The sequence below is a fragment of the Sphingobium sp. EM0848 genome (genome assembly GCF_013375555.1).
Lineage (GTDB): Bacteria > Pseudomonadota > Alphaproteobacteria > Sphingomonadales > Sphingomonadaceae > Sphingobium.
Window position 1 is genome coordinate 2,548,921 of record NZ_JABXWB010000001.1, and the last position, 14,115, is coordinate 2,563,035.

The 14,115-nt window shown below is 64.7% G+C and carries 14 protein-coding genes; 4 read left to right on the forward strand and 10 right to left on the reverse strand.

Features of this window, described 5'->3' with window-relative positions:
* Positions 1-58: 58 nt before the first annotated feature.
* Positions 59-1,540 (reverse strand): phytoene desaturase, encoded by a 1,482-nt coding sequence (locus HUK73_RS12365; protein ID WP_176592160.1) that lies wholly within the window; start codon positions 1,538-1,540, stop codon positions 59-61.
* Entirely contained in the window at positions 1,540-2,700 is a 1,161-nt protein-coding gene (crtY, locus tag HUK73_RS12370; RefSeq protein WP_176592161.1) for a lycopene beta-cyclase CrtY, read from the reverse strand. Before crtY ends, HUK73_RS12365 begins: the two co-directional genes overlap by 1 nt.
* Positions 2,701-2,775: 75 nt before the next feature.
* Here crtY and HUK73_RS12375 point away from each other — a divergent pair, with 75 nt between their 5' ends.
* From HUK73_RS12375 to HUK73_RS12385, 3 genes are all read left to right on the forward strand, one after another.
* On the forward strand, positions 2,776-3,048 hold the full coding sequence (locus tag HUK73_RS12375) for a metal/formaldehyde-sensitive transcriptional repressor (protein ID WP_176592162.1): 273 nt from the start codon (positions 2,776-2,778) through the stop codon (positions 3,046-3,048).
* Entirely contained in the window at positions 3,045-4,070 is a 1,026-nt protein-coding gene (dmeF, locus tag HUK73_RS12380) for a CDF family Co(II)/Ni(II) efflux transporter DmeF (protein ID WP_176592163.1), read from the forward strand. Before HUK73_RS12375 ends, dmeF begins: the two co-directional genes overlap by 4 nt.
* Before the next feature lie 144 nt (positions 4,071-4,214).
* On the forward strand, positions 4,215-4,661 hold the full coding sequence (locus HUK73_RS12385) for a glycine zipper 2TM domain-containing protein (RefSeq protein ID WP_176592164.1): 447 nt from the start codon (positions 4,215-4,217) through the stop codon (positions 4,659-4,661).
* A 150-nt stretch (positions 4,662-4,811) separates the two neighbouring features.
* On the opposite strand, the gene HUK73_RS12390 is transcribed toward HUK73_RS12385, so the two are convergent.
* From HUK73_RS12390 to HUK73_RS12405, 4 genes are all read right to left on the reverse strand, one after another.
* Positions 4,812-5,996: an NAD(P)/FAD-dependent oxidoreductase gene (locus HUK73_RS12390; RefSeq protein WP_176592165.1), complete on the reverse strand. Its 1,185-nt coding sequence runs from the start codon at positions 5,994-5,996 to the stop codon at positions 4,812-4,814.
* A 2-nt stretch (positions 5,997-5,998) separates the two neighbouring features.
* Positions 5,999-6,427, reverse strand: a complete 429-nt coding sequence (locus HUK73_RS12395) for a TIGR01244 family sulfur transferase (RefSeq protein ID WP_176592166.1) — start codon at positions 6,425-6,427, stop codon at positions 5,999-6,001.
* Between the two features lie 63 nt (positions 6,428-6,490).
* A complete protein-coding gene (recQ, locus tag HUK73_RS12400; RefSeq protein WP_176592167.1) occupies positions 6,491-8,263 on the reverse strand; it encodes a DNA helicase RecQ in 1,773 nt (590 codons plus the stop codon).
* A 182-nt stretch (positions 8,264-8,445) separates the two neighbouring features.
* Complete coding sequence (locus tag HUK73_RS12405; protein ID WP_176592168.1) at positions 8,446-8,760, reverse strand: hypothetical protein; 315 nt, start codon at positions 8,758-8,760, stop codon at positions 8,446-8,448.
* A gap of 96 nt (positions 8,761-8,856) precedes the next feature.
* Here HUK73_RS12405 and HUK73_RS12410 point away from each other — a divergent pair, with 96 nt between their 5' ends.
* On the forward strand, positions 8,857-9,978 hold the full coding sequence (locus HUK73_RS12410) for a serine hydrolase (RefSeq protein ID WP_176592169.1): 1,122 nt from the start codon (positions 8,857-8,859) through the stop codon (positions 9,976-9,978).
* Here HUK73_RS12410 and HUK73_RS12415 read toward each other — a convergent pair.
* From HUK73_RS12415 to HUK73_RS12430, 4 genes are all read right to left on the reverse strand, one after another.
* Positions 9,975-10,763 (reverse strand): PhzF family phenazine biosynthesis protein, encoded by a 789-nt coding sequence (locus HUK73_RS12415; RefSeq protein WP_176592170.1) that lies wholly within the window; start codon positions 10,761-10,763, stop codon positions 9,975-9,977. The genes HUK73_RS12410 and HUK73_RS12415 overlap by 4 nt on opposite strands.
* A gap of 404 nt (positions 10,764-11,167) precedes the next feature.
* Entirely contained in the window at positions 11,168-12,259 is a 1,092-nt protein-coding gene (gene aroC / locus HUK73_RS12420; protein WP_176592171.1) for a chorismate synthase, read from the reverse strand.
* Between the two features lie 69 nt (positions 12,260-12,328).
* Positions 12,329-13,135, reverse strand: a complete 807-nt coding sequence (gene fabI, locus HUK73_RS12425) for an enoyl-ACP reductase FabI (RefSeq protein ID WP_176592172.1) — start codon at positions 13,133-13,135, stop codon at positions 12,329-12,331.
* Positions 13,132-14,103 carry a YihY/virulence factor BrkB family protein gene (locus HUK73_RS12430; RefSeq protein WP_176592173.1) on the reverse strand — a complete coding sequence of 324 codons (972 nt, stop codon included), beginning with the start codon at positions 14,101-14,103 and terminating at the stop codon, positions 13,132-13,134. Before HUK73_RS12430 ends, fabI begins: the two co-directional genes overlap by 4 nt.
* Positions 14,104-14,115 lie beyond the last annotated feature (12 nt).

Below are 14,115 nucleotides of genomic sequence, written 5' to 3' on the forward strand. Positions count from 1 at the left end.
CGTTCCTGGTGGTCGCATTTTGCGAGTCATCGGCTGTTCCAGCCGATTTCAAAATGCTTCAAGCAAGGTCTTCCAGCATCAGCGCGGCAGTGGCCTTGGCGCTGCCGACCACGCCGGGTATGCCTGCGCCCGGATGCGTCCCGGCTCCTACCAGATAAAGGTTCGGAATGACATCGTCGCGATTATGCGCCCGGAACCAGGCGCTTTGGGTCAGCAACGGTTCCAGGCTGAAGGCGCTGCCCAGATGCGCCGACAGGTCATGGCGGAAATCGGGCGGCGCATAGTGGAACTGCGTCACGATGCGCGAGCGAATGTCGGGAATCAGGCGATGCTGGATTTCGTCGAGAATCCGCTCGGCATAGACCGGCGCGAATTGCTGCCAATCGATCGGCAACTTGCCCAGATGCGGCACCGGGGCAAGCGCGTAGAAGGTCGAATGACCATCGGGCGCCATCGACGGATCGGTGACGGTCGGATGATGCAGATAGAGGGAGAAATCCTGCGGCAGCACGCCATGATCGTAAATGTCGGCCAGCAATCCTTCATAGCGCGGGCCGAAGAGGATCATGTGGTGCGGAATGCCCGGCCAGCTGCCCTTGATGCCGAAATGCAGCACGAACAGGCTGGGCGACCAGCGCTTGCGGGCCAGCTTTTCCGCCTGTTTTTCCCCGCGCGGATGATGGCCGATCAGGTCGCGATAGCTGTGCATCAGGTCGGCATTGGACGCGACGGCATCCGCCTCCCCCCGCCAGCCTGAAGCAGTGCGCACGGCGACGGCGCGGTCACCATAGGTTTCGATCTGCACCACCGGATCGGCCAGGCGCAGCGTGCCGCCCAGCCGCTCGAAATGGGTCGCCATCGCCTGCACCAGACGGTTCGTGCCGCCTTTCGCGAACCACACGCCGCCATCCTTTTCCAGCTTGTGGATCAGCGCATAGATGGCGCTGGTCCTGAGCGGATTGCCGCCGACGAGCAGCGTGTGGAAGGACAGCGCCTGCCGCAGCTTCTCATTCTTCACATGGGATGAAACGACCGAATAGACCGAACGCCAGGCCTGATGCTTCACCAGCGCGGGCGTGGCCCGGACCATTGAGGCGAAGTCGAGAAAGGCGACCGAGCCGAGTTTGCGATACCCCTCCTCATACACCCCGCCGGCATAGTCGAGGAAGCTTTCATAGCCCGCCACATCCTCCGGATTGAGTTTGGCGATCTGGGCACGAAGGGCCGTTTCGTCGTTGGAATAGTCGAAATTCGTCCCGTCACGCCAGTTCAGCCGGTAGAAGGGCGAAACGGGGACAAGGCTGACATCCTCCGCCATGTCATGGCCGGACAGCCGCCACAGCTCGCCCAGGCAATCGGGGTCGGTGATGACGGTGGGGCCGGCGTCGAAAACGAAGCCGTCCTTCTCCCACATATAGGCGCGCCCGCCCGGCCGGTCGCGCGCCTCGACCAGCGTGGTGTCGATACCGGCGGATTGCAGACGAATAGCGAGCGCAAGGCCGCCAAAGCCCGCGCCAATGACGATCGCTTTCCTGTTCATCAGGCGGGAGGGCTCAACAATGCTCGCATGGCGTCCCTTATGGGCACCGGGGGCCGCCCGCACAAGATGCGTATGCGATCCCTGAATGTCGGGCACCCGGCATAGAAACGGCCGATCAACGCCGGGCTAAGCCGATAGAAACGTTCGAAGATGCGCCAGCGTTGCTCAGGCCTGGCCGCGCCGAACAGCATCCGCCCCAGCAGCCGGTAATAGCGGCCCTGACGCCAATGAAATTGCGCCCTGCCCCGCGTCACATGGGCCAGAAGCGGGCCATCCATCGGCCAGTCATCCGCCAGACACAGCGCGAAACGCACCGCGTCCGGCAGGGAATAGCCGGTCATGGGGTGGAACATTGCCGCCCTCACCCCCGCCCGGGCAACCGGATCGTCCTCCGGCCAGAAACGGTCGAAATCGCCGCCATGAACGACCGGCAGAACGCCGCTTTCGCTATGGAGGATGGCCTCGACCTGCCAGCCCTGCGCCCGGACATAGGCGGCGATCTGGTCGTTGAGCGTGGGCGGGTCGAGATCGGAACGGTCGCTATAATAGGTATCCTCGACAAAGACGGTCCGCTCATCCCAGGGCAGCAGATAGACGAAACGATAGCCGTCCTGTTGTTCGACGGTGGCATCCATGATGACGGGTCGGGCAAGGCCGTGCGTGGTTCGCAACCTCAGCATCTGGCCCACGAACTTCTGCCAGCCGCAGCGCAGGGCCGAAAGATCGCCCCCGCCTCTGGCGTCGATCACCGCCCCGGCGTGCAGGATATAGCCATCGGACAGGGTGATGCTGGTGGGCGTCAATTGGGTGGCCTGCGCCCCGGTCATGACGGCATCGCCCAGAATGGTACGGACATGGGCATCAAGGGAGGCCGAGGTGATGCTGTTATAGGGCGCGGCCAGCCTGCGGCTGTGTCCGGGGAAGCGAACCTCATGCCCGTCGGGCCAGCGGTGGGCGATCAGCGGATCGACCAGCCAGCGGTCCCCGGCAGCCACATCGCCATCGAAAAAGGACCAGATATGTTGGCCGGCCAGCATGCCGGCACTTTCCACCAGCCGCAGGGAAACATCCGGATGTCGCGCGGCGAAGGCAAGTGCGATCAGGCTGCCGGAGAGGCCGCCGCCCACTATAGCCAGGTCGCAATCATTCCGGTCCGCCATCCACCCTTGTTAGGGGGGTGGCGCCGCAAATGCACAGATTGTTTTCGGCCGCAATATAGTATAGGGGGGTATCCTATGCACATCATTGCGGATCGGGAAAAGCTGTTGGCGCGGGTGCGCCGGATCGCGGGACAGGTCGGCGCCGTGGAGCGGCAACTGGCGGGCGATGCAGGCTGTTCGGAAACCTTGCAGCTTGTCGCCTCCGTCCGGGGCGCGGTCGGAAGTCTGATGGAAGAGCTGATCGAGCAGCATATGCGGGAACATGTCGCGCGTCCGGGCATCAGCGATGAAGCCAGGGAAGCAGCGGCGGAGGAAATGCTGGCACTGATCCGGCGGTACGGGAAATGAGCATGCACGGCGATCATCATCATGGCGGGCACCATCATGGCGGGCACCATCATGGCGGGCACCATCATGGCGGGCATAACCATGATCATTCTTACGCCCTGCCCCCCGCCTTCACCAATGGCGATGGCGAGGAAAGCCATTATTTCGACCATATCTACCTGACGGCGGGGCATGACCAGAATGCCCGCCGGACCATCTGGGTGCTGTGGCTGACTGCCGCGACCATGGTGGTGGAAATCGTCTTCGGCTGGATCACCGGATCGATGGCCCTGCTGGCCGACGGTTTCCACATGGCGACCCATGCGGGCGCGATGGCGGTGGCGGCGGCAGCCTACAGCTATGCCCGGCGCCATGCGCGCAATCCGCGCTATACCTTCGGCACGGGCAAGGTAGGCGACCTGTCGGGCTTCGCATCGGCGCTGATCCTGGCCTTCACCGCGCTGTTCATCGCCGTCGAATCGGCCATGCGCCTGTTCCAGCCGGTGACGGTCGCCTTTGGAGAAGCCGCCTTTGTCGCCGTTCTGGGCCTCATCATCAACCTGATCAGCGCGCTGATGCTGGGCCATGACCATAGCCACGATCATGCGCATGACCATGGGCATGATCATAAACATAGCCATGCCGACAATAATCTGCGCGCCGCCTATGTGCATGTGCTGACCGACGCGCTGACCTCCATACTGGCCATCGCCGCCCTGCTCGCCGGGCGCTATATGGGCTGGTGGTGGATGGACCCTGCGGTCGGCCTGCTCGGTTCCGCCGTGATCGCGCAATGGGCCTGGGGGTTGATGAAGGACACCTCCACAATTCTGCTCGATACCGCCGAACCGGGACTGATGGCGCGAATCAAGGCGCTGGCGGAGGCTGAAGGCGCAACGATCCGCGACCTGCACGTCTGGCGGCTGGGACCGCATGCCCATGCGGCGATCATCAGCCTGGCCCCCGGCGCCGATGCGGCGGCGGTGCGACAGGCCGTGAACGCCCTGCCCCGGATGGAGCATGTGACCGTCGAAACGGTCTGACCGCGCAAGCCCTTCATTTTCGGTCGGATAGCCCCCGATCCGCGACCGCAGGATATTTCTGAACGATTGCCGACCGAAATATTCAGCGAACTGTCATGGTCGAACCTCCATAACGCTCTTCACAAAGGGTCGCTGGAGGTTTCCATGTTCAAGAAGATGATTGCATCCGTTTCCATTGCCAGCGCCGCCATCGTCGGCTTCGCAGGCACGCCCGCATTGGCGCAGAGCAATTACCATTATAGCGAACGCTATGAAGGCGATGACGGCAGCTATTATCGCAGCGAAACCTATCGCGGCGATGACGACCGGGGTTATTATGACCGCGGCTATCGCGATAGCGGCTATGACCGGCGCCCGGTCGAATATCGCGAGGATTATCTCCGTGAACGGCCGCGCCCCTATCGTCACCGCTATGCCAACTGTTCGTCGGGCACCACTGGCGCGGTCGTGGGCGGCGTGCTGGGCGGCCTGCTGGGTCGCGAGATCGGGCGCGGCGGGCGCTGGGATCGGCCGAGCACCACCGGCCTGATCCTGGGTGCCGGCGCGGGCGCTCTGGCCGGACGTGAGGTCGAACGGAGCGATTGCCGCTAAAACAAGGTGCGAAGGATTTTTTCTCAGTAGCATCTTGAAACTGAATTGGACGAGCCTATTTCGGTGTCGTCCCGGTTTTCCCTCCCCCTCTGCCGGGACAATCCCTGAGCAGCCCCGGCGTCCCTTGCGCCGGGGCTTCTTTTTCAGGCGTCAGATAGCCTGCGCCGCCGCCCAGCCGCTGGCCCAGGCCCATTGGAAATTATAGCCCCCCAGCCAGCCGGTGACGTCAACCGCTTCGCCGATCGCGTAAAGGCCGGGAACGCGGCGCGCCTCCATCGTCTGCGAGGAAAGTTCAGCGGTGGAGATGCCGCCGATGGTGACTTCCGCCTTGGTGAAACCTTCCGTGCCATTAGGACGGAAGGACCAGGCCGACAGGCGGCGCTCGGCCTCCTGCAACTTGCGGTCGGGGAGATTGCCGAGATCACCGGGAAGCGCGAGGCGTTCATTGAGCGCATCGGCCAGCCGATCAGGCAAATGACCGCGCAGCAGACCGACCAGCGTGCCGCGGGGCCGGTTGCGCTTGGCGTCGGTCAGCCAGCCCTGCGGTTGGCCGGGCAGGAAATCGAGGGTGATCGCCTCGCCATGACGCCAGTAGGAGGAGATTTGCAGGATCGCCGGGCCGGACAAGCCGCGATGGGTGAGCAGGGCAGCCTCGCGAAAGGCGGTCTTGCCATGACGGGCGATCACCTCCGTGGAAACGCCGGAGAGCGAGCGGAAGAGCAGATCGTCGCCGCCCAGCGTCAGCGGAACCAGCGCCGGACGCGGTTCGATGATTTTCAGGCCGAATTGACGGGCAAGGTCATAGGCAAAGCCGGATGCGCCGATCTTCGGAATGGACGGGCCGCCAGTGGCGACGACCAGCGCCGGGGCCGTGGCGACCCGGCCGCCATGGGTGACGCTGTAACGACCGTCCGCATGGCTGACCGAGGCGATGACGTGATCGAGGCGAAGGGTGACGCCCCCCGCTTCGCACTCCGCCAGCAGCATGGCGACGATCTGGCGTGCGCTCTGGTCGCAAAAGAGCTGGCCCAGCGTCTTTTCGTGCCAGGCTATGCCGTGCCGTTCGATCAGGGCCAGGAAATCCTGCGCCGTATAACGGCCCAGCGCCGACTTGGCGAAATGGGGATTGGCCGAAAGATAGCAATCCGGCGCCGTGTGGATGTTGGTGAAATTGCAGCGGCCACCGCCGGAGATCAGGATCTTCTTTCCCGGCTGGTCGGCATGGTCGATGACCAGGATGCGCCGACCACGCTGACCGGCCATGGCGGCGCACATAAGGCCAGCGCCGCCAGCGCCCAGCACGATGGCGTCATAAAGATCGATCGGATTGGACAAGATCAGCCTGCGGCGAGCGCATCCATGATCTGGCGCACGGGCGTGACATCATAGCCCGCCGAAGCCGCCTGCTCGGTCAGGGCGGCGGGATGGTCGCCCGCGCGGGCGCGGGTCAGCGCCCAGAGCAGAGTGCTGCGCGTGCCGGAGCGGCAATAGGCCAGAACCTTGCCCTCGCCAGCCTGTTCCAGCGCGGCGGCCATGCCGTCAAGCTGCCAGGGGGCGAACCCGCCATGCGCCACCGGGACGGCCGCATAGCCGATGCCGGCGGCCTTGGCGGCGGCTTCGATCTCCGCACCGTTGGTCTGGCCCGGTTCCTCGTCATCGGGGCGGTTGTTAACGATCATGGTCACGCCCAGCGCCTTGGCCTCCGCCACCTGATCGACGCCGATCTGCGGGGACACGTAGAGGCTGTTGGTGATCTTGCGGAACATGGGTCGGACTCCTTCTTGGGCGATGCCATGCGCCTGTGGAGCCACGGATTCAAGGGGAAAGGATCAGGCGTAGGGACGGATGGCGGCGAGGAAGGCATCGCCATAGGCGTCGAGCTTGCGCTGGCCGATGCCGCTGATGTGGCCGAGTTCGATCAGCGTCGTGGGGCGCTGCTCCGCCATTTCGCGCAGGGTCGAATCGTGGAAGATGACATAGGGCGGCACGCCCGCCTCTTGCGCCAGTTCACGGCGGCAGGTGCGCAGCGCCTCGAACAACGGATCGCCGACCGGATTTTCGGCGCTGCCGTTGCGGGCGCTTTTGCGGCGGCGTTCCCTGCGCGGCGGCAGGACCAGACTGACCGCCTCCTCGCCGCGCAAAATGGGACGGGCATTGGGGCCGAATTCCAGCCCGCCATGCTCATTGGTCTGGAGCGCGTCACGCACCAGCAGGGCGCGGGATACGGGACGGAGCAGCGCCGTTTCCTCGCCCTCGACAATGCCATAGACCGAAATCCTGTCATGGCCGCGCTCGCGGATCTTGTCGCTGACGGCGCCGGTCAGGACCTGTTCGATATGGCCGACGCCAAAGCTCTGCCCGGTGCGGTAGACCGCCGAGAGGAATTTCTGGGCGGTCTGGCTGGCGTCGATGCTGGCGGGCGGATTGAGGCAATTGTCGCAATTGCCGCAGACCTGCGGCGGATGCTCCCCGAAATGGCGGAGCAGGATGGCGCGGCGGCAGGTGCCGGTTTCGACCAGCCCGCCCAGCGCCGTGATGCGCGCGCGCTCGCCCTGTTGGCGCAGGGGATCGAGTTCGCCAATGCGCTGGCGGGCGCGGGCGAAATCGTCGGCGCCCCAGAATAGATGCGCCTCGGCCGGTTCGCCGTCGCGCCCGGCGCGGCCGGATTCCTGATAATAGCCCTCGATCGATTTGGGCAGTGCGGCGTGGGCGACGAAGCGGACGTCGGGCTTGTCGATGCCCATGCCGAAAGCGATGGTGGCGACCATCACCATATCCTCACTGGCGATGAAGGCGGCCTGATTGGCGGCGCGGACCTGCGGGTCGAGGCCCGCATGATAGGCGCGGGTCGGGCGGCCGGTCTTCGCAAGCGTTTCGGCCAGCTTCTCGGTCGCGGCGCGCGTGGGGGCATAGACGATGCCGGGGCCGGTCTGGCCGGCGATGAGGTCGGCAAGCTGACGCGGCAGGCCGTCGCGGGGATGAACGGCATAGCGGATATTCGGACGGTCGAAGCCCGCAATGACAAGGCCGTCGCGCGGGATGCCCAGCTGGACGAGGATATCGTCGCGGGTGTGATGGTCTGCCGTGGCGGTCAGCGCAAGGCGCGGAACGTCGGGAAACTCGTCGAGCAGCGGGCGCAGCAGGCGATAGTCCGGGCGGAAATCATGGCCCCATTCGGAGACGCAATGGGCCTCGTCTATGGCGAAAAGGGCGATTTTCGTGGTACGCAGGAGGTTGCGGAAACCCTCCCCGCTGGCGCGTTCCGGGGCGACATAGAGCAGGTCGAGATCGCCATTGCGCAACCGGTCCTGTGTCTCGCGCCAGTCGGCATCGACGCTGGTGAGGCTGGCCGCGCGGATGCCGACCGCCTGCGCCGCGCGCAGCTGGTCGTGCATGAGGGCGATCAGCGGCGAGACGACGACGCAGCACCCGTCCAGCGCCACGGCGGGAAGCTGGTAGCAGAGCGACTTGCCCGCGCCGGTCGGCATGATCGCCAGCGTGGGCTGGCCCGCCATGATGCGGCCGACCACCTGTTCCTGCACGCCCCTGAAACCGGGAAAGCCGAAGATGTCGTGAAGGAGTGTGGGGATGTCGGGACGCATGGGGACGGCTCTAACGGCTCAATCGGCGGAGGGCCAGCCTAGGGCCGATCGACATTCAGCTCTGACGGCCTGCAAATGGCGGTTTGTCGCGCTTCCGGTGCTCACGTACTTTTGGTACGCTGCGCGCCGGGTCACGAAAAACCACCATTTTCGCCACGCCATCATCTGAATGTCGATCGGCCCTAGGGTTCGAGCAGGCAACCCCAGCCATGCCGATAGCGGGCAGTGCGGGAGGCAAGCAGCGGGACGGCGGCATTCACCGATTGCGACTCGGGCAGGTCCTTCAGCGACACCGCCCACATGCCCGGTTCCTTGTCGCCCCGGCAGTTCCCCATCGATCGGCCCTCGACATAATGGCAGGAGCAGGCAACCCGCGCGCCGAAGCCCACGCCGACCTGGGCACGGGCGCGCAGCGCGCTCCAGTTCCAGATGAACAGGGCCATCGCCGCGGCCCCGACCGCCGCCAGGGCGTATATCCATTTCCGGCGCGCGGACATGCTACCCCTTATTGCCTTCCATCCATTGTTCGATGCCGCATATTCCGGGCCGACGGGCCATTTCGCCCGCCTCCGAAATGCTCTAGGGCGCGGCTTATGAGGCTTGAGCGGGAAAGGGTAAAGCGCCTTGGCGCGATAGGCGGCATTTTGGCGGTGCTGGCGGTGGCCGGCCTGTGGACCGTCCGCGCCGCCGGGCCGGAGCCTGTCATCCACATCGCCGGCGATTCGGACGTGGATGCGGCGGCGCTGGGCGCGGCCATCGATCCGCTGTTCGAGGACAGCGTCGGCCAGACGCGGGCGCTGATCGTCATGCATGACGGCAAGATCGTGGCCGAACGTTATGCGCCGGGCTATGGTCCGCAGACCCGGCTGCTATCCTGGTCCATGGGCAAGAGCGTGACGGCGGTGCTGATCGGGCTGATGGTGGCCGACGGGCGGCTGGCGCTCGATTCGCCGGTGCCGGTGGCGGCCTGGGGCCAGCCGGGCGATCCACGCGGACGGATTACCCTGCGGCAGTTGCTGGCCATGACCTCCGGCCTGGATCATATCGAGGATGCGGAACCGCTGGCCCAGGCCGATACGGTGCGGATGCTGTTCACCGACGGGGCACAGGATATGGGCGCCTTTGCCGAGGCGAAGCCGCTTGCCCATGCGCCGGGCACGGTCTTTTCCTATTCGACCGGCAGCACGATCATCCTCACCGACCTGATGGCGCGGATGCTGACCAACAGCGCCGATCCCGATGTGCGGCGCCGGGCGATGCAGATGTTCATCGACGGACGGCTGAAGATTCCGGCCCGGCTAGGCAGCCTGACCGTTGAATATGATGCCGCCGGGACGATGATCGGGGGCAGCTTCATGCATATGACGGCGCGGGATTATGCCCGCTTCGGGGAGCTGCTGCGCAATCAGGGGCGCGGCATTGCCGGGCATCAGATCGTGCCGGAAAAATGGATCGACTATATGCGCACGCCATCGCCCCGCAATGCGGCCTATGGCGCGCATCTCTGGCTCAACCGGGACAGCGCGGAGAGCGCGTTGATGCCGGGGCGCGCGCCGCGCAGCCTGTTCGGCTGCGTCGGGCATGACGGGCAATATATATTGGTGTCGCCGTCCCAGCGGTTGACCGTGGTGCGGCTGGGCATGTCGCCTGCCAGGGAACAGCGCGATGCCCTGAAGGATGGGCTGGCCAAACTCATTGGGCTTTATTCCCGCTAAAGCAGGAAATTGCCCTCGATCACGGTGCGGCAGGCGCCCGTCAGGATCACCCGGTTACCAGAAAGACGGCACCCCAGGCGGCCACCACGCCGGGAAGCCTGATAAGCCGTCAATTTGGCCTTATCGAGCCGCCTGGCCCAATAGGGGGTGAGCAGGCAATGGGCCGAACCCGTGACCGGGTCTTCGTCTATGCCCGCGCCGGGGACGAAGACCCGGCTGATGATGTCGCTGTCATCGCCGGGGGCGGTGGCGATGAGCATGATGTCTCCCGCCTTTTTGAGCGCGGCGAAATCGGGTTCCAGCGCGCGGACCGCCGCGGCGTCGGGATAGACGAAGATCGCATAGCCGCCCTCGCGCCAGTGGGTTTCGACTATGTCGCCGCCCATCAATGCGGCGAGGTCGGGCAGCGCTTTCGGCTCGACCGCCCAGGCCGGGAGCGAGAGGGCATAGCCGTCGCGGTCGCGGGATACGGTGAGGACACCGGCCTGACGCGTGCGAAAGCGGACGGCGGTACGGCCGCCCATCAGCACATGCCCACTCGCCAGAGTGGCATGGCCGCACAGCTTGACCTCCACGGCGGGGGTGAACCAGCGCAGCGCATAATCGGCGTCGGGATCGTCGGGCGTCGGGACGGCGAAGGCGGTTTCCGAGAGATTATTCTCCTCCGCGATCGCCTGCAGCGTGGCGTCGTCCAGCCATTGGCCCAGCGGCATGACGGCGGCCGGATTGCCGGTGAAAGGCGCGTCGGCAAAGGCATCGACCTGAACGAAGGGCAGGCTGGTCATGAGCGATCCTTAGGTTTTTCCTGACACCATGACGTTGCGATTTGCAACGAGACAGAGCCGGTTGGAACGAATTGGCTTGGCGCCAGCCCAGCACGACCCGCGCCAGATCGGCGGCGAGCATCGCGAAGATCTGGATCGCCCACGCCGGAGCCTGTCCCTTGACGAAGGTGAAACGAAATGGGCCAGCCATGGTTGCATGGCTGGCCCGTGTTCGCGGCTTAAGGGGACGTTTTGACCGTCATTCCATGCTCAGCATGATGACGCTCCCCAGGCTTACGCACTGCCGCTCGCCCTCCCGCGGGCGATCTGTAACGCCGATGTTATCGCAGATCGGGCGAGTCGTCTCGCCGGAATCGCGTCTTCACCGAAATTATGGCTCGATTCAGCGTATGGAGAGCGAGCAGTCAGCCTTCCCCGCACTGCGCGCGGTGGAGAAGCCTCTGATCAGCCAGCACCAGCGCCATCATCGCTTCGACCACCGGCACGCCGCGGATGCCGACGCAGGGGTCGTGGCGGCCCTTGGTGATGATCTCCGACGCTTCGCCCTGCCGCGTGACGGTTTCGACCGGGATCAGGATCGAACTGGTCGGCTTGAAGGCGATGCGGATCTTGATCGGCTGGCCGGTGGAAATGCCCCCGGCGATCCCGCCGGCATGGTTGGCGAGGAAGATGGGATTGCCGTCATCGCCAGGCCGCATCGGATCGGCATTCTGCTCGCCACGCAGGCGGGCGGCGGCGAAACCGTCACCGATCTCCACGCCCTTGACCGCATTGATGCTCATCATCGCGGCGGCCAGTTCGCTGTCGAGCTTGGCATAAAGCGGCGCGCCCCAGCCGGCGGGAACGCCGCTGGCGACGCATTCGACCACCGCACCGAGCGAGGAGCCGTCCAGCCTTGCATCATCCACCAGCTTTTCCCAGCGCTTCGCGGCTTCCGGGTCGGGGCAGAAGAAGGGGTTGTTGTCGATCTCACCCGCGTCGAAGCGGGCATAGTCGATGGCGTCGCCGCCGATCTCGCTGACATAGGCGAAGATGTCGACATCCGGGATGACGAGACGCGCCACCGCGCCCGCCGCCACGCGGCTGGCGGTTTCGCGGGCCGAGGAACGCCCGCCGCCGCGATAGTCGCGAAAACCATATTTGGCGTCATAGGCATAGTCGGCATGGCCGGGACGATAGGCCTTGGCGACTTCGCCATAATCCTTGGAGCGCTGATCGGTATTCTCGATCATCAGGCTGATCGGGGTGCCGGTGGTGCGCCGGACTCCGTCCGGCGCCTCGAACACGCCGGACAGAATGCGGACCTCATCGGCTTCGCGACGCTGGGTGGTGAATTTCGACGTGCCCGGTTTCCGCTTGTCGAGGAAAGGCTGGATGTCGGCTTCGCTCAAGGGCAGGCCCGGAGGGCAGCCGTCGACCATCGCGCCGATGGCAGGCCCGTGGCTTTCGCCCCAGGTCGAAAAGCGGAAGACGCGGCCGAAGGTGTTGAAGCTCATATCTGCCTTTCATGGGGAGGGCTTTCGCCCTCACCCTCCCCTCTCCCGCCTGGGAAAGGGGATCATGACTTACTTGTCCAATGCGATATCCGGTGCGTCCTCGGCCTTCATGCCGATGACATTGTAGCCCGCGTCGACATGGTGGATTTCGCCGGTGACGCCCGCCGCCAGATCGGACAGCAGGTACAGGCCAGCGCCGCCCACATCCTCGATCGTCACATTGCGGCGAAGCGGGCTGTTCAGCTCGTTCCACTTCATGATGTAGCGGAAATCGCCGATGCCGCTGGCCGCCAGCGTCTTGATCGGGCCTGCGGAGATCGCGTTGACGCGGATGCCTTCCGGTCCCAGATCCATCGCCAGATATTTGACGCTGGTTTCCAGCGCCGCCTTGGCCACGCCCATGACGTTATAGTGCGGGATGACCTTTTCCGCGCCATAATAGCTGAGCGTCAGCAGGCTGCCGCCCTCCGCCATCAGGTCGCGGGCGCGCTTGGCGACGGCGACGAAGCTGTAGGCCGAGATGTTCATCGTCAGCAGGAAGTTTTCCAGGCTGGTGTCGACATATTTGCCGCGCAGCTCATTCTTGTCCGAAAAGCCGATGGCATGGACGACAAAGTCCAGCTTGCCCCAGCGCGCCTTGATTTCGTCGAACGCCGTGTCGAGCTTCGCCATGTCCGACACATCGCAATCGATCAGGAAATCGGAGCCGAGTTCCTCCGCCAGCGGCTTCACCCGCTTGGCGAGCGCATCGCCCTGATAGGAGAAGGCCAGTTCGGCCCCCTGTGCGCGCAGCTGCTTCGAAATACCCCAAGCCAGCGACTTGTCGTTCGCCAGACCCATGATCAGACCGCGTTTTCCCGCCATCAAGCCTGTCATTTTATCGTCCCATTTCCTTTGTCGACCTGCGCAGCGGCTTGGGCTTCCTCTTCGGGAAATTCCGCGAGCGCCGCATTCAATTCCGCGCCAATTACCACGCCAAGCCCGACAAGGAAGAAGAAAATGAGCGTGATCATCACGCCGGCCAGGCTGCCATAGGTGCGATCGTAATTGCCTAGCAGCGAAAGCGTCGGCGGCAACAGCATGGTGACGCCATACCACCAGAGCGCCGTCGCAATGGCGCCGGGCCATTTGGGGAAGCGCGGGTCCTTGTACAGGCTGGGGGTCAGCGAGACGTAAAGATAGTAGAGCGCGACGCACAGGATCGCCATCGGCACCAGTTTGGTCAGGCTGACGATCTGGATCGCCTGGTCGGCGAAGGGCAGGATTTGGTGCAGGAACTGGTCGATGCCGGTGATGACGACCTGAAGCGAGAAGGCGAACATCACCGCAAAGACGCTGACCAGCGTGATGCCGATGGCGGTCAGGCGATACTGCCAGAAGGGCCGCGTGCTTTTCGTCCCATAGGCGCGGCGGAGAATGTCGCGGATCGTTTCGATCAGACTGCCCACCGTCCACAGGCCGACCAGTCCGCCCAGCCACAGCAACGGCCCGGTGCGGGCGTGGAGCACGTCATGAATCGGCTGCCGCACCGCATTGGCGACGCCGGGCGGCACATTGTCGAGAAAGGCGTTCACCGCCGCCAGCCCGTCCTGCGAACGGCCGAAGATGCTCGCCACCGCCGCCGCGACGATGAAGAAGGGGAACAGCGTCATCAGCGAGAGATAGGCCAGATTTCCCGCATGGATAAAGCCGTCGCTATAGGTGCCGACGACGACGCGCCTGGCGATTTCGAAAGGATGCGAGCCGGGACGGACACGGGCGATCTCCCGGTCGAACCGGTTGCGGACCTGGTCCGCGAGATGATGACGACGGGATTCAGGAGACAGGGGGGAAGGTTGCGGCATTCCTCCCTAACC